This is a genomic window from Synechococcus sp. H70.2, from assembly GCF_047462275.1.
Classification (GTDB): Bacteria; Cyanobacteriota; Cyanobacteriia; order Thermostichales; family Thermostichaceae; genus Thermostichus.
In genome coordinates, this window is record NZ_JANSIU010000007.1 from 86,086 (window position 1) to 102,634 (window position 16,549).

General features: G+C 59.2%; 14 protein-coding genes. 7 read left to right on the forward strand and 7 right to left on the reverse strand.

Annotation, left to right across the window (positions count from 1 at the left end; genetic code table 11):
• Nucleotides 1-110 precede the first annotated feature (110 nt).
• From larC to NW822_RS08545, 4 genes are all read left to right on the forward strand, one after another.
• Complete coding sequence (gene larC / locus NW822_RS08530) at nucleotides 111-1,304, forward strand: nickel pincer cofactor biosynthesis protein LarC (RefSeq protein ID WP_414404185.1); 1,194 nt, start codon at nucleotides 111-113, stop codon at nucleotides 1,302-1,304.
• Nucleotides 1,305-1,483: 179 nt separating this feature from the next.
• Nucleotides 1,484-3,478: an ABC transporter ATP-binding protein/permease gene (locus NW822_RS08535; RefSeq protein WP_414362242.1), complete on the forward strand. Its 1,995-nt coding sequence runs from the start codon at nucleotides 1,484-1,486 to the stop codon at nucleotides 3,476-3,478.
• A gap of 218 nt (nucleotides 3,479-3,696) precedes the next feature.
• On the forward strand, nucleotides 3,697-5,478 hold the full coding sequence (locus tag NW822_RS08540) for an NADPH-dependent assimilatory sulfite reductase hemoprotein subunit (protein WP_414362244.1): 1,782 nt from the start codon (nucleotides 3,697-3,699) through the stop codon (nucleotides 5,476-5,478).
• 114 nt (nucleotides 5,479-5,592) lie between these two features.
• Nucleotides 5,593-6,414 (forward strand): tetratricopeptide repeat protein, encoded by an 822-nt coding sequence (locus tag NW822_RS08545; protein ID WP_414362246.1) that lies wholly within the window; start codon nucleotides 5,593-5,595, stop codon nucleotides 6,412-6,414.
• A gap of 35 nt (nucleotides 6,415-6,449) precedes the next feature.
• Here the strand turns inward: NW822_RS08545 and NW822_RS08550 are convergent, their stop codons facing one another.
• Complete coding sequence (locus tag NW822_RS08550) at nucleotides 6,450-6,794, reverse strand: STAS domain-containing protein (RefSeq protein WP_414362248.1); 345 nt, start codon at nucleotides 6,792-6,794, stop codon at nucleotides 6,450-6,452.
• 111 nt (nucleotides 6,795-6,905) lie between these two features.
• Between NW822_RS08550 and NW822_RS08555 the strand changes: the two genes are divergently transcribed.
• Nucleotides 6,906-8,093 (forward strand): glycosyltransferase family 2 protein, encoded by a 1,188-nt coding sequence (locus tag NW822_RS08555; protein WP_414362250.1) that lies wholly within the window; start codon nucleotides 6,906-6,908, stop codon nucleotides 8,091-8,093.
• On the opposite strand, the gene NW822_RS08560 is transcribed toward NW822_RS08555, so the two are convergent.
• Genes NW822_RS08560 through NW822_RS08570 form a run of 3 tightly spaced genes read right to left on the reverse strand, consistent with a single transcriptional unit; the run spans nucleotide 8,090 to nucleotide 9,643 of the window.
• Nucleotides 8,090-9,046, reverse strand: coding sequence for a DNA adenine methylase (locus NW822_RS08560; protein ID WP_414362252.1), 957 nt, complete (start codon nucleotides 9,044-9,046; stop codon nucleotides 8,090-8,092). The two genes, NW822_RS08555 and NW822_RS08560, sit on opposite strands and share 4 nt — an antisense overlap.
• A gap of 1 nt (nucleotide 9,047) precedes the next feature.
• Nucleotides 9,048-9,437, reverse strand: a complete 390-nt coding sequence (locus tag NW822_RS08565; protein ID WP_414362254.1) for a PD-(D/E)XK nuclease superfamily protein — start codon at nucleotides 9,435-9,437, stop codon at nucleotides 9,048-9,050.
• Between the two features lie 38 nt (nucleotides 9,438-9,475).
• Nucleotides 9,476-9,643: a hypothetical protein gene (locus NW822_RS08570; protein WP_414362256.1), complete on the reverse strand. Its 168-nt coding sequence runs from the start codon at nucleotides 9,641-9,643 to the stop codon at nucleotides 9,476-9,478.
• A 304-nt stretch (nucleotides 9,644-9,947) separates the two neighbouring features.
• Between NW822_RS08570 and NW822_RS08575 the strand changes: the two genes are divergently transcribed.
• Both NW822_RS08575 and lgt read left to right on the forward strand, forming a co-directional pair.
• Nucleotides 9,948-10,640, forward strand: coding sequence for a response regulator transcription factor (locus tag NW822_RS08575; RefSeq protein WP_414362258.1), 693 nt, complete (start codon nucleotides 9,948-9,950; stop codon nucleotides 10,638-10,640).
• A 176-nt stretch (nucleotides 10,641-10,816) separates the two neighbouring features.
• Nucleotides 10,817-11,920: a prolipoprotein diacylglyceryl transferase gene (gene lgt, locus NW822_RS08580; RefSeq protein WP_414404156.1), complete on the forward strand. Its 1,104-nt coding sequence runs from the start codon at nucleotides 10,817-10,819 to the stop codon at nucleotides 11,918-11,920.
• 30 nt (nucleotides 11,921-11,950) lie between these two features.
• On the opposite strand, the gene NW822_RS08585 is transcribed toward lgt, so the two are convergent.
• Genes NW822_RS08585 through acsF form a run of 3 tightly spaced genes read right to left on the reverse strand, consistent with a single transcriptional unit; the run spans nucleotide 11,951 to nucleotide 16,542 of the window.
• Complete coding sequence (locus NW822_RS08585; RefSeq protein ID WP_414404157.1) at nucleotides 11,951-13,903, reverse strand: tetratricopeptide repeat protein; 1,953 nt, start codon at nucleotides 13,901-13,903, stop codon at nucleotides 11,951-11,953.
• Nucleotides 13,904-13,918: 15 nt separating this feature from the next.
• On the reverse strand, nucleotides 13,919-15,403 hold the full coding sequence (locus NW822_RS08590) for a site-2 protease family protein (protein ID WP_414362264.1): 1,485 nt from the start codon (nucleotides 15,401-15,403) through the stop codon (nucleotides 13,919-13,921).
• A 47-nt stretch (nucleotides 15,404-15,450) separates the two neighbouring features.
• Complete coding sequence (gene acsF / locus NW822_RS08595; RefSeq protein WP_414404158.1) at nucleotides 15,451-16,542, reverse strand: magnesium-protoporphyrin IX monomethyl ester (oxidative) cyclase; 1,092 nt, start codon at nucleotides 16,540-16,542, stop codon at nucleotides 15,451-15,453.
• Nucleotides 16,543-16,549 lie beyond the last annotated feature (7 nt).

Genomic DNA, 16,549 nt, shown 5'->3' on the forward strand with positions numbered 1-16,549 from the left:
TTGCGGCGGAAGTTTTTCCTATTTTGGCCTTGGCGGCAGCCCCTCCCGTTGGCATCGCCACCACTCTGGGCAAAACTGAGTGGAGCCGTCCCTCCCGTTTCAACGCTGCTATGAAGGTGGCCTACTTGGACTGTGCGGCAGGCATTGCCGGCGATATGTGCTTGGGGGCTCTGCTGGATTGCGGGGTGCCCCTGGAGTATCTCAACCAGCAGCTCCAGGCGCTGGGCATCGAAGGAGAATACAGCCTACAAGTATGCCGGGTGCAGCGGTGCGGCCAGCCGGCTCTGCAAGCGGTGGTGGAGGTGTTGGACGAGTCCCCGCCCGCCCGCTCCTGGAGGGAGATCCAGGCTTTGATTGCCGGATCCCGCTTGGCCCCTGGGGTCAAGGCCCGCAGCCTCAAAGTTTTTGAGAAGCTGGCGCAGGCAGAGGCAAAAGTCCATCAGGTGCCCCTAGAAAAAGTGCATTTCCACGAGGTGGGGGCCGTCGATGCCCTGGTGGATATCGTCGGCACCTGTATCGGCCTGGATTGGCTGCAGGTGGAGCGGGTGATCTCCTCTCCCCATCCCATTGGCGGTGGCTGGGTGAGCACCAAACATGGCCAACTGGCGGTGCCCGTGCCGGCGGTGATTGAGCTGTGGGAAATGGGACGGGTGCCAGTGTTTAGCAACGGCGTGGAAGCCGAGCTGGTTACCCCCACCGGCGCAGCCCTGGCGGTGGCGCTGGCAGAAGCGTTTGGGCCCTGTCCACCGCTGCGGCTGGAAAAAGTGGGGCGCGGGGCCGGCAGCCGCGAGTTGCCCATTCCCAACATCTTTCGTCTCTGGATTGGTCAGTCCCAGGGGGAAGAGCCAACCGAGATCGTCTCAGTGTTGCAAACTCAGATTGACGACCTCAACCCCCAAGTGATTGCTTATACCTGCGAGCAGTTGCTGGCCCTCGGCGCCTGGGACGTGTTTACCCAGCCCATCACCATGAAGCAGGGGCGGCCGGGAGTGTTACTGACGGTGATCTGCCCGCCGGATCGGGTGCCGGAGTGCCAGGAGCTCATCTTCCGGGAAACCACCACCCTGGGCATCCGCCACTCCCAGCAGCAGCGCACCGTCCTGGAGCGCCGGATCGAGCGGGTGGAAACCCCCTACGGCCTGGTGGACATCAAGGTGGCCTATCACCATGGCCGCCTTGTCAACGCCCAGCCGGAGTTCCGCGACTGCGTGGCCCGCGCCCAAGCGTTTCGCGTGCCGGTTCAGACGGTGTGGCTGGCGGCCCAAGCGGCCTGGCAAAAGCGGTTGCAAGGGGATCCCAACTGAAAACAGAAGCTTTGGGCAAAAGTAGGCTCCCGCGCAGGAGCTGGACATAATCCCTACCAGCACTGGCTCAGCATGGGCAGCGGGGCTCTTCCTTAGAGGCGAAGGGATTTGCTCCTGGTGGACCAAGAAGGGATCCCTGGCCTGTTAGCCTGGAAGATGTTGTTGCCGACAACTGCCACATGGAATCCCAGACCTATCAATTTAACTTTGACCGCAAACTTTGGGACCGCTTTATTAGCGTAGCCCAGCCCTATTTTTACCCGCGGGTGCGCTATGGGGGCTGGATTTTCTTTGGCTTGTTAACAGCATCCATGGTGTTTGTGGTTGCCCTGATGTTTTTTGTCGAGATTGGGGTAACCCTGGCTGGGCAGGCTCTTTTTCCAGAGTTCTTCCGAACTTTAGCAGCAGGACTGGTCGAGCAAACGGAGAGAAACCTAGCCTCGCCAGTACTGGGGGTGGCAGCAGCCAGCTTAGTCCTAAGCAGTCTGGCGTTTGTGGTGGTGTGGAGGCAGATTCATCGGCGCTGGTTGCAGTGGGTGCTCCTTACCTTTTTGCTGTTTCTATCTCTAACGGTAAACCGACTAAACGTAATGATTAGCTTTATCTTTCGGTTTATCGATACCGCCCTACAACAAAAAGAAGAGAGTACCTTCTGGCAGTTTTTAATCATCTACGGGGTGCTAATCATCTCGGCCATTCCCATTTTGGTTATTTACCGATATACGCGGCTGAAGCTGGGGCTGTTTTGGCGGGAATGGCTGACCGACCACTTTCTGGATCGCTACTTTGATCGCCGGGCCTACTACGAGCTGGATTCCAACGCCGCCAACACCGAAATCGACAACCCCGACCAGCGCATCTCCGAAGACGTTCGCTCCTTTACCGGCACTACCCTTTCTTTTTTGCTGGATATTCTCGACTCGATCCTCACCCTCTACGCCTTTACCGGCATCCTCTACAGCATCTCCCGCCCCTTGGCGGTGGGATTGGTTGTCTATGCTGCCATTGGCACCGCCATTGCCATTGTGGCTGGACGCAAGCTAATTAAAATTAACTTCGATCAACTGCGCTACGAGGCTGACTTTCGCTACAGCCTAGTCCACGTGCGGGACAACGCTGAGTCCATCGCCTTTTACCAGGGAGAAGACCTAGAGCTGAGGCAGATCTTGAATCGCTTTGCTGCTGCCCTGCGCAACTTTGACTTGTTAATCATTTGGCAGGCTGTTATTGACATTTTTCAGTATGCCTATAACTACTTCACGCGCATTGTGCCCTATGTAATTGTGGCCCCCCTTTACTTTAGCGGCGTACGGGATTTTGGCACCATTACCCAGGCCACCATTGCTTTCAGCCAGGTGCTGAGTGCCCTTTCAATCGTGGCCAACCAGATCCAGAGCATCTCCAGCTTTGCCGCCGGGATCAACCGTCTAGGGTCCTTTTACGAAGCGTTGGAGAATCCGGCCCTGCGCCACACCCACACTCGGGAGAGCACCATCCAAACTCGCATTGCTCCCCACCTGGCGCTGCAGCACGTTACTTTGCTAACACCAAACTCGGAACAAACCCTGGTGCGGGATCTGTCTCTGAGTTTAGAGGCAGGCCAACGGCTGCTCATTGTAGGAGCCAGCGGCAGCGGCAAGAGCTCCCTCCTGCGGGCCATTGCCGGCCTGTGGAACAACGGCCAGGGATCCATTGCCCGCCCCGATACCACCGAGATGCTCTTCCTGCCGCAAAAGCCCTACATGCTGCTGGGATCCCTGCGGGATCAACTCCTCTATCCAGGTCGTCGCCGAGATCTAACCGACGAGGAGCTCTTGCAAATCTTGGCTCGGGTTAATCTAGCCGACTTGCCGGAGCGGGTGGGCGGCTTTGACGTGGAGAAAGATTGGGCCAGCACCCTCTCCTTGGGCGAACAGCAGCGCCTGGCCTTTGCCCGCATTTTAATTACACGGCCTCGCTACGCCATTTTGGATGAGGCCACCAGCGCTCTAGATGTAGCCAACGAAAAGCTGCTCTACCGGCAACTGCAACACCTCAACACCACCTACGTCAGCGTCGGCCACCGCCCCACTCTCCTGGCCTACCACGACCTGGTCTTGGAGCTACAGGGCAACTCTGCCTGGAAACTCTGGTCGGCGGCAGAATACGGCGCCCGCCTGGCCCTGGCCGGCTAGAGGCTCTCAATCTGCGGTGGTATCCTGCCCTCACCCCCGTCCCCTCTCCTGGAGTGACGACCCAAGCGCTCCGCGCCGCTAGCGCGAACACCCCCAGCCCCTCTCCCAGAGGGAGAGGGGGGTAGGCTGTTCTAACCCCAACCCACAGAACTAGACACGGCCCAGGGGAGATGCTACCCTGTTTCACAGGTATTCCGACCGGATTACTGGAGAATCGGATGAGCTCCCTTGTCGGCTCTGCGGCCAAGCGCTCCAAGGTGGAGCAGATCAAGGCAGATAGCCATTTCCTGCGGGATCCCTTGCAGCAGGAGCTGGCCCAAGACACCACCCACTTTAGCGAGGCGGCGGCGCAAGTGCTCAAGTTTCATGGCGCCTACCAGCAGGACGACCGGGATCTGCGGCAGCAGCGGAAGCAGGAGGGACGGGAGCGGGCCTACCAGATGATGTTGCGCACCCGCATTCCGGGGGGGCATGTGCCGCCGCAGCTTTACTTGACCCTGGATCGGCTGGCCGAGGAGTACGGCAACGGCACCCTGCGGGCCACCACCCGGCAGACCTTTCAACTCCACGGGATCCTAAAGAAAAATCTCAAGGCCACCATTGCCAGCATCATCCGGCAGATGGGATCCACCCTGGCCGCCTGTGGCGATGTTAACCGCAACGTCATGGCGCCGGCTGCCCCCTACAAAAACCGGCCTGCCTACCGCTACGCCCAGGAGTACGCCCGCAAGCTGGCGGATCTCCTGGCTCCAAAGACTTCTGCCTACTACGAGCTGTGGGTGGATGGAGAGCCGGTTCCCATCCCGCCGGTGGATCCGGAAGTCCAGGAAGCCGAGCAGTTTGTGGGCAACGGCGTGAGGCTGGAGGGGCCGGAACCTCTCTATGGCCCGGTCTATCTGCCCCGCAAGTTTAAGACGGCCATCGCCGTAGCCGGGGAGAACACCGTCGATGTGTACTCCCAAGACCTGGGTTTGATCGTCCTCACCGACCGCAAGGGCAACCTCAAGGGCTTCAACATCGTGGTGGGCGGCGGCATGGGGCGCACCCACGGCAAGGAGGAGACCCAACCCCTTTTGGCCCAGAAACTCTGCTTTGCCCCGCCGGAAGCGGTGTACCGGGTTTGCCAGGCGGTTTTGGCGGTGCAGCGGGATCACGGCAACCGCTACGACCGCAAGCAGGCACGGCTGAAGTATCTGGTGCGCGACTGGGGGATCCGCAAGTTTCGCCGCGTGGTCGAGCAGTACCTGGGGGAGAAGCTACTGCCCTTCCGGCGCATGCCCAAGTTTGTCCCCAACAGCGACGACTACCTGGGCTGGCACGAGCAAGGGGATGGCCGTTGGTTTTTGGGCCTCTCGATTGAAAATGGCCGCATCCAAGATACGCCGGAGCGGCAGCTGAAAACGGCCCTGCGCAAGATTGTAGAGGAATTTTCCCTCCACCTGCGGCTAACCCCTACGCAGGACGTGATCTTCATTGACATCGAGGAGAGTCAGCGAGAGGCCATCAACCAGATCCTCAAGTCCCACGGGGTGCTTTCCAAAGAGGAGATCCCGGAGCTGGTGCGGCTCTCCATGGCCTGTCCGGCGCTTCCCACCTGCGGCTTGGCCATTACCGAGTCGGAGCGAGCCCTGCCCACCCTGATTCGCCAGTTGGATCAGCTCTTGCAGGAGCTGGGGCTGCAGGATTCGCCCTTTTTGGTGCGCATGACCGGCTGCCCCAATGGCTGTGCCCGACCTTACTTGGCAGAGCTCGGCTTGGTGGGATCCGCCCCCGATGGCTACTACCAGATCTGGCTGGGGGCCAGCCCGCAAGGGGATCGCCTGGCCCAGCCGTTTCAGGATCGGGTGCACATTAGCCAGATCGTGCCCCTGATGAGAATTCTTCTGCAGCTCTACAAGCAGGAGCGCCACCCCCAAGAGCGCTTCGGCGACTACTGCTACCGGGTGGGGATCCCCTACCTACAGGCCCAGGTGCAGCAGCTCCAGCAGGTTCAAAGTTAAGGGGGCTGCCGGCGAGGTTCTAGCACCATCCCTGTGCCGCTGGCCTGGCCAGTAGGCTGCTGTGCTTTCAAGGGGGCCGATGATAGAGTACAGAGAGATTGGTGGAGCCCCTTCATGCCTCAGTCCAAACCTGACAAATCGCCCCTCCGCAAATTCCTGGAAGCCCTGATGCTGGTGTTTGGCGCAGTCGTGTTCCTGGGCTTCTCCTTTGGCCCGATACTGCAGGCACTGGGGCCTTCTGACTCGGCAGACACCGCCAATTTGGTTACCGAGCAACTGCGGGCCCAGGCGGACGGCTACCGGGCCGTGCTGGAACGGGAGCCGGATAACCCCATTGCCCTGCGGGGGTTAATTGACACGCAACTGCAGCTCAACGAGCCGCAAGGGGCCATTGAGCCGCTGAAGAAGCTGGTGGAACTGGAGCCGGAAAATCGGCAACTGCGAGCTTTTTTGGCTCAGATTCAGCGGGAGACAGGAGATCTAGAAGGGGCATTAGGACAGCTCCAGATCCTTCACAAAAAGGATCCCAAAGATAGCCAAGTTCTGCAGGAGCTGGCCGATGTTCAACTGGCTCTGGGCCGCACTTCTGAAGCCATTGACCTGCTGGAGAACTACCTGAAAGAAGTACCGGAAGATAACGATGTCCGCCTGCGCTTGGCCTTTATCTACGCCCGCAACAACCAGACGGGAAAAGCGGTGGCCCTTTATGATGAGATGATAGCGGCGGATCCCAGTGATTTTGCGCCCCTGTTGGGCAAAGCCATTGCTCTTAGCTCCGCTACCGACGAAAGCCTCCGGGCACAAGCCCCTGATCTGTTTGAGCAAGCGGCCCGCCTGGCCCCGCCCAAGGTGCGGGAGGAAATCCGGCAACAGGCAAAGCTCTATGCCCAAAGAAACCAGCCCCAGGCCGTTGAGAACCAGGAGACTAGCCCCTAGGAGTTTTGATTTGAGGAGGCGGTAAGCTCTCCCCTTTAGGACTCAGAGACCTCCTTGAGGGCCGCTTCCACCGACGGATAAATCTCAAAAAGAGAATCCAGACGGGTAACCTTGAGAACCAGCTTGGCTTGTTCTCCTAAGCCGCAGAGCTTGAGATGACAGCCAGCGGCAGAGCAGAGGCGTCTTGCCCACACCAAAGCCGACACCCCCCTGCTGTTGATCAGCGTAACCTGGCTTAGATCCAGTAAGAGGTGTTTGGGTTTCTCGGCAAGAATTTGGCCCAGCTCTTTCCGCACCAAAGCGGGATCCAGCTTTTCTGCCGGAAGCCTGACCAGGGTAACAAGGGATCCCCCAGGGCTGAGCTGAGTGGAAACATCCACAAAGGGCTGGAAAGGTGAGGGTCAGCGAAGGAGCCACACTGATTCTGAACCGAAGCCGCTGGGTTGGGTTCCACCGGGCAACTTTTGTTTGATGTTGAAAAGTAGGTTGAGATGGATACACATGGGATCCCGGATTGGATCGGCGATGCGGCTGCCCTGGGTTTGCTGGCCCTGCAGATGCCAATGGCAGCGGTGTTGCTGGCCCGGCTGCTGCCCGCTGTGTGGCGCCCTTCCCCTCTGCCCCCTGGCCAAGCGGGGATCCCTTTCCCGCCGGGCCTGGTCAGCGTCCTGCTGCCCACCCTCAACGAAGCCAAGCGCCTGGATCCCTGCCTGGAAGGGCTGCACCGCCAGGGAGCGGTTGTGCGCGAGGTACTGGTGGTGGATAGCCACTCCCAGGATGGCACCCGCGAGAAAGTGCTGCAGATGGCCGAGCGGGATCCCCGCTTTCGCCTCTTGACCGACGATCCCCTGCCCAGTGGCTGGGTAGGTCGTCCCTGGGCGTTGCACTATGGATTTCTCCAATCGGATCCCGCCTCTGAGTGGATCCTGGGTATTGATGCCGATACCCGCCCCCAGCCAGGCCTGGTAGAGCGCTTGCTGGAAACTGCCCAAGCCAACCAGCTGGATCTCATCACCCTGGCGCCGCAGTTTATCTTGGAGCACTGGGGAGAAGCTTGGCTGCAGCCAGCTCTTTTGGTAACCCTGATCTACCGCTATGGGGCGGTAGGGGACACGGCTGCTCTGCCGGAGCGGACGATGGCCAATGGGCAATGCATGTTGGTGCGCCGCTCGGTGCTGGAAGCCATGAATGGCTACACGCTGGCGCGAGCTTCCTTTTGCGACGACGTCACCCTGGTGCGGCAGATCGCGGCAGCCGGCTTTAAAGTAGCTTTTTGCGACGGTCGGCACCTGCTCAAGGTGCGCATGTACACGTCTTTGGCCGAAACCTGGCGGGAGTGGGGCCGCTCCCTGGATTTAAAAGATGCCACCCCCAAAGCTCAACTGTGGGGGGATATCGCCCTACTGGTGCTTACCCAAGGGATCCCGGTCTTGGCAGTTGGGGGGCTGGGGCTCAAGGCCGGGATGGGGTTGCCTTTTTCCCTAACAGAGCAGGTTCTGTTGGGGCTAAACTTAGGCCTACTCGCCCTGCGCTTGGGCGTGCTGGTAGGCATTCGCGGCTCCTACCAGGATCCCCCGTGGACATTCTGGGCTTCGCCCCTGGCGGATCCCTTGGCTGTCCTGCGGGTGATCTTGTCAGCCCTCAGTCGCCCCCGCTCTTGGCGCGGGCGCACCTACTAGTCTGTTGCCTCAGGAGCGACGCCGAAGCGCAGCGGAGCAGCAGCAGGGGCAGGCGCCTGTTGGGTGGCATTCAAATAAGGCAACCCCTGCTCCAGTAAGCATAGCTGCACCGTTCTTTCAACAGGGTAGTTTGTGATCACTAGCTCCGTGATTTTTCCTCGCTTTGCCCCCTTGCAGTTGATAGCCCGGTTTGCTTGAACCTCATCAACAGCAAAGAAGGGCATAGCGTACAAAGAGCGAATGATTGCAGTATCAGAATTAGAAAGCGTGATGTACACGTTATTCTTGCTCAAGTCAATGCAAATATCTCGTAGTCGCTCTTGATCCTTTAAGGTGAAGCCGTTGGCATGATAGGAAGTAAAGTTTGATGTTTGCGAGACAGGAACATAAGGTGGGTCGAAATACACCCAGTCGCCCGGCTTGGCTCTCTTGATAACTGTCTCAAATGGCACGCACAAAATTTCAGCATGTTGTAGAGCAAGGGACGCAGCTAAAAGATTGTCTTTGTCCAGATACTTTGGAGCTTTATATCGTCCAAAAGGAACATTAAACTTTCCCTGCCGATTGACCCGATACAAACCATTGTAGCCTGTCTTGTTTAGGTAAATCATGCGTGCTGCTCTTTCTGCAAGACTCATTGACCAAGGATCTTTCTCTCGAATCTGGTAATAAAAACTTTTATCGTATGGAAATTCAGAAAGCAGTTGAATAACTTCCCAAACATGATCGCGAATGGCTAGGTAAGTATCTATCAACTCGGCGTTGATATCAGAAAGAATCGCTTGTTTAATCTTGCGTTCTCTGTACAGGCGAAAGAAAAGTGCACCACTCCCAACAAAAGGCTCGTGGTAAGTGTTGAAATAGAGGGGCATCCGCTCCAATAGGGCGTCTGTCAGTTGTGTCTTGCCGCCAGCCCATTTTAGAAAGGGTCGCGGAAGAAGCAAATCGCTCATGTTACAATCCAAAATACAAACGTAGCCAATCTTCTAAATCGCTAAACCAAACCACCTTCCCTGTAGACATCAGGTATCCTTGCATGTTTTTTGAGAACCCTTCGCCATCAATCACCACGATCCCTGGAATAGGCCAGTGCTCCATATCTTGAATGGTTGCAGGGATCTTCTCTTCTGCTGTACCTAACGTCGCCTGAAACTTGCACTCTACTCCTAGTCGCTTGCCGCTTTCCTCATCGCTAATGACCACATCAATATAGCGCTGTTGCCCCCACAGCCTTCGTCCTGCTTTGACTCTTGCTTGTGTCTTCAATCCAAGAGATTGTGCTAGAGCAACAACTCGCTGCTCCAATTTGTCACCACTTTTAGGTGCTGTTCCTTTTCCTGGCATTGGGAAAACTCCTCACAGACAATGGGTTTCGTTTGGTTTTACCACCCATGCGCTCCCACATCGCCACCCAACCCCCGCACCAGAAGCAAACTCCCGTCGGCAGTCCACCACTGCAACCAGTTGGCCTGGGTCTTGACTTTTTGTCCGCGCCACACCCCCAGGAACAAGCCAATCTCCAGGATCTCACCCTGGGCACGTACAGCCACTTGGGGGCTTTTACCACCACCTTGCTGCCCAGGCCAAAGTTGGAGGCGATCAAAGGCTGGGGGGAGTGAGCTGAGCCAGTTCCAAAGCCTCGCGCCCGGCAGTTTTTCCCATGCAATTGGGGGTAGAGACGACATGGCCCACAGGGATGCTCTTTGAATAACTCAAAGCCCTCTCTGGGATCAACCGCAGGCAATTCTACAGGACTGGCGTAGGCTTTGAGTAACCTCAACTGCCAACCCCTAGGGCTGAGGTATGCTGGTGGGCAGTGAGCAAGTTTCCCGCCTCTTCCTTTGAGGAGAGAATATGCCAGAACCGGAATCCTCCTCTGCGCACATTTTGGTGATCGAAGATGAGACTAAACTGGCCCGCTTCCTGGAAACTGAGCTGACCTACGAGGGATATCGGGTTAGTGTGGTCAGCGATGGCACGGCGGGGCTGGCGGCAGCTTGTGATCAGAAGCCTGACCTAGTGCTGCTGGACTGGATGTTGCCCGGGATCTCGGGGCTGGAAGTTTGTCGGCAGTTGCGCCTGACGGGCAACCGCATGCCGGTGGTGCTGATGACTGCTAGCGACGAGGTGGCGGATCGAGCGGCAGGACTGGAGGCCGGGGCGGATGATTACGTGGTCAAACCCTTTAGCCTGCAGGAGTTGCTGGGGCGGATACGGATCTATTTGCAGCACCCCAAGGGATCGCCTAATGGCCAGTTAGTCTTCATGGATCTAACCCTGGATCCCGTGACACGGGAGGTGAGGCGGGGGGAGCGACAGGTGGAGCTGACGGCTAAAGAGTACGAGCTGCTGCGCTACCTCATGGAACATCCTCGCCAGGTGCTCAGCCGCCAACAGATTTTGGAGCATGTGTGGGGACATAACTTTACAGGGGACTCCAACATCATCGAGGTTTATATTCGCTACTTGCGTCTCAAGATTGAAGCTCCAGGGGAGAAGCGCCTCATCCAGACGGTGCGCGGGGTAGGCTATGTGTTGCGGGACTAAATCGTCTGGGCATCCGGAGGAGCAAGATGGGGGAGAATGGATCCCTACTGGAGGGGACAACGGCTGCTCAAGGTTACGGAAAGGAACCCAGACAGGACTTTGTCCCACTGGCGCAATAGGGTCTTCTGATGGAAGCCGGCTGCTGGAACTGAATTGGGGATTTTGGGGTGCAGAGCATGCTGGGTCTTACCTTCAGCTCGCCGGGAGAATTTGTCTTTCGCTTTCCCCCCGAAACTCCATTGCTGGGCGGTCTGGGGCTGCGCTGGTACGGCCTGCTGATGGCCATTGCCGTGTTGGTCGGCCTGCTCCTGACCAAAGCCCTAGCAGAGGCTCGCCATCTGGAGAAAGAGCCTGGCAAGGCCAGCGAACGGGTCGAGATCCTGGCCCTGTGGCTGGTGGTGTCCGGGTTTCTGGGCGCCCGCCTCTACTACGTCCTCACCCACTGGTCAGAGTTCCAAGACAGCCCCCTCTCGGCCTTCGCCATCTGGCGGGGAGGCATCGTCATCCACGGTGGGATCTTGGCTGGCGCTCTGGCCCTCTACCTCTATTGCCGCGCCACCGGGATCAACGGCTGGAAGTACGCCGATGTGATCACACCGGGGTTAATCTTGGGCCAAGCCATTGGGCGCTGGGGCAATTTTTTTAACTCCGAGGCCTACGGTGCCCCTATTCCCCCCGACAGCGGGTGGCCCTTGCGGGTATACATCCCCCCCCAAGCCCGCGAGCCGGAGTACAGCCAGTTTGAGTTTTTTCACCCCATCTTTTTCTACGAGAGCGTCCTCAACCTGGTTCTGTTTGCCCTCTTGATGGGGATGTTCTGGCGCTTCCCCAAACTCAAAGATGGCACCTGGGTTTGGACCTATGTTGTCGGCTACAGCCTAATTCGCATCCCTTATGAAATCTTGCGCGTCTCGGCGGTGGCCTATCTGCCGGGAACCTCCATCAAGGCTGCCTATGTGGCCAGCGCCATAGGCCTAGTGCTTGGGATCGGCATGCTGATCTACATGTACCGGCTGCGCTTCGATCCCGACTTGGAACAATTGGCGGCTTGGCTGGCCCAACAGGCGGGGCTGGAGCTGGAAACAGCCGCAGAGCTTGTGCAGCGGGCTTGGGCCATCCAGCAAAAGCACCGCCGCGCCGACTTGCTGGATCGCGTTACTCTGGCCATGCCCCACTTTCCAAGCACTCTTGCTCCCCATCTCTCTTTGGGCCAACGGGAGCTGCTGATGCGGCAACTGTTCTGCCGTCTGGAAGGCCGGGATCTTCCCCAGGCAGGTTAGCGCTAAGGCTATTGGGCTGGATGAGAGTACCTAAACCAGACTTTGCAACCAGGCTTCCAGGGCGCGGATGGGGGCTGGATCCCGGTAGACACGCTCCTGGCGGGCTTTTACCTGCTGGCCCATCTGTTCCCGCCAGCGGTCATCCAGGCCCAGGCGCACAGCAATCCGGACATACTCCTCTAGGTTAGAGGCAATGGTGGCGTGGATCCCCATCTGCTGCAGGATGGCGTAGGTGTGGCGACCCCGCATCAAGGATCCCGGCAGGGTAACGATGGGCAGCCCGTGGGGCAAGGCTTCCAGGGTGGTGTTGCCGCCAGACCAGTCAATGCTGTCCAGGTAAACATCTCCCAGGGCGTTGTAGGCGGCGTACTCGGCGGGGGAGAGTTCTGGCAGCAGCAGCACATAGTCTTCCGCGGCCAGGCCGTAGGCGTGGAAGGCTCGCTGTAGCCGTTGCCAGAAGCGCTGGCGGATCCCTTGGGAGAGGCGGCCCCGCAAAAACAGGAATTGACACCGCCCCACTTCCCGAGCAATGCGGGGGAAGACCTCGTCGTACTGGGGCAGGTACTTAAACAGAGATTGGGCGCAGAGGTAGAGCACCCTATCGGGATCCACACCCCACGCTTGCCAGTCCACAGGGGCGGGGTCAACGTCCAGAGGGATGTAGTAGGTGCCGATGCCAGGCAGAAGCAGGAGCTGCTCGGTGTAGTGGTCGGCCCCATCCGGCGGCTCCATTAGTTCGCTACTGATGAAAACGTCCAGCGTCGGCAGGCCAGAGGTTTGCGGATGTCCCCAGGCCATGGCCTGCACAGGGGCCAAACGCAAGGCGGCCAACTGGGCGCAGACCGGGTCAATGCCCACTTCCGGGTAGAGGAGCACGTCCAGTTGGGCCGCTCGAATCGCCGCCTGCCACTCCGCCAAGCTGCGGGATCCGGCTATAAACTGCTCAAAACGCGGTGGCAGGGAGCGCGTAATCTCGTCTTGGACGACCGAGGTGTGGAAGCCGTAGAGGGCTACTTGGGAGCGATCCAAAGCTTCTACCCAGCCATGGGTCAGGATCTTCCAAACAGAGTGATCCCGGAACAGGCCAGAGACGATGCCCACCCGCAGCCGCCCAGGACGGCGCCGCAGGAGAAGGGGGGGCTGCGGGTAGCGAGCCGCCATCACCTCCCCTACCAGGGATCCGTACAGGTGCTGCAGCTCGCGGTCGTTCTGGCCCTGGTAGGGCAAAAAGAAGGGTTGGACGGAGCCAACACCAGCAGCTGCCCGCTCTAGGGTTTTGGGATCCCGCGGCAGTTGCTCCCAGCGGGCCTTCACCTGCTGCAGAGCTTGGCGGTAGCGCTCCCGGGCAACTGGGATCTGCTCAGAGGTGTCGTAGAGCAGGGGCAACTGGCTGACACACCAGCCCAGGGCCGCTGCCAAATCGGCAGGATCAGTTTGCCAGAGGCGGTAGAACAGCCCTGCCGCTTCCTCCTCCCGGCCACAATCGCGCAACAGGATGGCCAGCGTATAGGCGGCATCGGCAAAGTCTGGCTGCAACTCCAGAGCCTGCTTCAGCGGCACCAGGGCCGCTTCCAACTCCCCCTGCTGCCGCAGCACCAGTCCTAACTGGTACAGGACTTCCGGATCCGGCCCCCCTTGCTGCAGAGCCTGCTGGAGGTGGGCTTTTGCCTCCCCCAGGTAACCTGCCTGCTTAAGAGCAATCGCCAGATTATAGTGGGCGTCGGGAAAGTACGGCTGCTGCGCCAACGCCTGCTGCATCAGGGCAATGGCCTCCTCCAGGGATCCCTGCTGCTGCCGACAGACCCCCAAAAGGTGCAGCGCCTCCGGGTGGGTGGGCCGGGCCTGCAACACCTGTTGATAGAGGGAGCTGGCCTCCTGCAGTTGCCCCCTCTGGTGATGGTGGAGAGCCTGAAGCAGCAGGCGCTGTAGATGCTTCTCTCTGTTGTCTCGGCTGGGGCCAAAGCCCTTTCCCGGCGGCGACATCGAGCTTCCCAGACTTTAGCCGTTGGGGAGGTTGAGGAAGCCCGCCAAGGCTGGGGCAATGGGCAGCAGGGTCATCACCATCAAAAAGAGAGCTAGCAGCGCCAAGGCATCCCGCTGGCCGTCGGTTTCGGTAATCTCATCCTGCGGGGGACGCTCCGGCTCGCGGGCAATAAAGAGAATCAGCAGCGCCCAGTAGAGGGCCAAAACGTTACTAATGGCTGCCACTGCCAGAGCAATCAGGGTGATGACCGTAGCACGTGCCGCCGTCTTCCGCCCGTACACCGCCTGCACGATCCGCCCGCCGTCCAACTGGCCCGCCGGCAGCAGGCTCAAGGCGGTGATGGCCAGGCCAATCCAGCCTACGGCCACGAAGGGGTGAATGGGCACCAGCTCCGCCTGCAACTGGGATCCCAGCACCAGCCGCGCCAGCGTGCCCACCAGGATGGAGCTGCGGAAGATCTCCGTGGGCACGTATAGGCCACTGGAGCCAGACAACTTCAAGCCAACCAGCAGCACCACCAGGGAAAGAAGACCCCCCGCCGCCGGGCCGGCAAAGGCAATGTCAAACAGGGCCTTGCGGTTGGGCACCGGCGACTGGATGCGGTTTAGGGATCCCAGCGTGCCAATCCCCAAGCTGGGAATCACAAAAGCCGGGCTGAGGCGCACGCCGTACTTGCCGGCCATCCAGCGGTGGCCGGTCTCGTGCACCAGCAAAATGGCGAAGATCCCCGCCGCCACTGGCAGGGCCTCCACCCAGCGCCCTGGCGCCTCCAACAGCCGGAAGCCCAGCAGGTTGGCCCCCACCTCCAAAGTGGCCAGAAAGCTCGCTAGCATTAGGCCTGCAGCCAGGATCTTTGCCCCTGTCGAAGTGCGGTAGTTAACAATCTCGTCTGGCAGAACCACCACCGCTGGCTTTTCCGAGGCATCCTCAACCAAAAACAGTTGGTAGCGGCCGCCCACTCGTTCCTTCAGCCTTTCCAAAAGCAGGGGCACCACTACCTCTGCGTCCCGGCGGAGGTTGCCCTTGAAGATTGCCCCCTCCCCATAGGGAATAGTCTCGGTGACAAAGAAGGTGTCCAGACTGAAGATGGATTGAATGGCCTGCAAATCTTCCGCAGAGATGCCCCGCAACACCACTGCTGGCCGTTCCCCAGGCGCCTCCCCCTCAGCTGCCGAAGAGGCTTCCTGCCGCTCCCCTAACTGGGCCAACTGCTGCCGCCGCGCCTGCAGCTCCTGCTGGGCCAACTGGCGGGTTTTGCGCCCCACGGCAATGTAGAGCCCCGTGAACACCAGCAAGAGCAGGAGGAAGCCGGCAAAGTTGAGGTAAACCCCAAACAGCAAGAGCCCTAGGAAGACCACCCAGGGCAAAAGAAGCAGGGATCCCTGGAACCACACCCAGACAGCCAGGGATCCCCGCTGGCGGGCTCGCCAGAACCCCCACCCCAAAAAGGCCAGCGTTCCCAGCAAAAAGAGGGGCGTAATCTCGGCGGCGATGTTCATGGCTGACCTACGAGGCTTATCGATACTGAGCTGGGATCAAGAGCCGCTCAAGCAGAAACATCCGCTTCTTCAAAACGAGGCTCCGGCTGCTCCCACAAGTAAAAGCCAGCTTTGCGCGGTTTGAGCAGAAACAGCCGCAGGAACTGGTAGGCGTTGTTGAGGTAAAGGGGCAGCTTGCGCAGGCCCTTGAAGGGGCCAGAACCGCGGGCAATTTCCCTCAACTTGGCGTTGTTGGCCACGCACTTCTGCAGCCGGCGCACAAACTCAGGGTTCTCCACATCCAGCACCACCGGGAAGACCTTGGCCGCCTCGCGGTTGGTCTTGTAGATCACCTCCATATCGTAGGTATGGGGATCCAGGCCGATGAGGCGGTAGAAGTCCGGGCGCTCGCCCACGTCATTGAGGTACATGGTGGCAAATACCGACAGCAGGAAGAAGCGGCACCACAGCTCCGCTACCCATCCCTTGAGCAGCCGCGGCTGGCTCAGGAGCATGAGAGCAAAGAAATCGCCGTGGCGGTTCTCGTCCTGGCACCAGTTCTTGAAGAAATTGAAGATGGGGTAGATGCGGTTTTCGGGATGAGCTTCGAGGTGGCGGTAGATGAGGATGTAGCGCCAGTAGCCGATCTTCTCCGAGAGATAGGTGGCGTAGAAGATAAAGCGGGGCGCAAAGTAGGTGTAGGACTTGTGCTTGGTCAAAAAGCCCAGGTCAAAGGCCATGTTGAAGTCGCCCATAGCCCGGTTGAGGAAGCCGGCGTGGCGGGCTTCATCCCGGCTCATTAGGGCAAAGCACTCGGCCAAGATGGGGTTGGTCTTTTTCAGCCGGCGGGATAGCTCCTTGTAGAGGAGAAAGCCAGAGAACTCCGCTGTGCAGGAGCGCTCCAAAAACTCCACAAACAGCCGCCGCGCTTCCGGATCAAGCCGGCTTTCCCAATCTTGGTTGAACTCCTCACCGCGGACAAAGTGGTGGCGGTTGTAGTCGGCGCGAAACTCCTCTAGGAGGGCTCGAAAGTCAGCCTCTCGATCGCCCAGCCCCATCTTGCCGATGGCCTCGAAGTCAGTAGTGTAAAAGCGGGGTGTTAGGAGGGTCTCTTTGGGCACTCGCGCCTGGGTTCGGGCAGCTTGCAACGTGGAAGTCATAGGGGTT